This window comes from Spirosoma daeguense (assembly GCF_054776875.1).
Genome location: NZ_BAAHBF010000047.1, coordinates 1 through 507, shown reverse-complemented (window position 1 = coordinate 507; position 507 = coordinate 1). Strand labels below are relative to the sequence as shown.

The 507-nt window shown below is 33.9% G+C and carries 1 protein-coding gene; it reads right to left on the bottom strand.

What is annotated here, in order from left to right:
• On the bottom strand, positions 1–442 hold a 442-nt coding region (locus tag ACYVD4_RS32110; protein WP_460952556.1), incomplete at its 3' end, for a hypothetical protein.
• Positions 443–507: the final 65 nt, after the last annotated feature.

The window sequence follows — 507 nt, the reverse complement described above, 5'->3', positions numbered from 1 at the left end:
CGTTAACTTCAGGATGATCAATTGCCTCCCTATGACCCTTTGATGAGTTAGGTTCTCCTACCTTATTGCTACAAATTATGATTGCCTTACTTATTGAGTCGTATTCAAAATTGATTGATTCTCTCTTTTTACCTTCTGTTCTTCCAAAACTGATCTGAATCAATTCTTTGTTATTAGAATTAGGTTTAACTAAAATCTCTGTACTTGTTTTTGTATCATAATGGTTACTATGCCACTTGTAGATGTTAAATATGCTACTTAATACAGAAGCAGTTTCTCGTTCATCATCGAATGAACTACCATCATGATTTTGGTTATTCGTTGAAGTAATTAAACTCAGTGTATTCTCAACTGGTGCGTCTTCTAAAACTGGTTGCCTCATCTCTTTGATTTCCTTAACAATGGGTTCATTATCATCAAATAAAGTAATGACCTTACTCACTGGGTTGTAGTGTACATTTGGATTATGGCAAACACTAAAACCTCGGCTTATCGAAACTTTAAGTA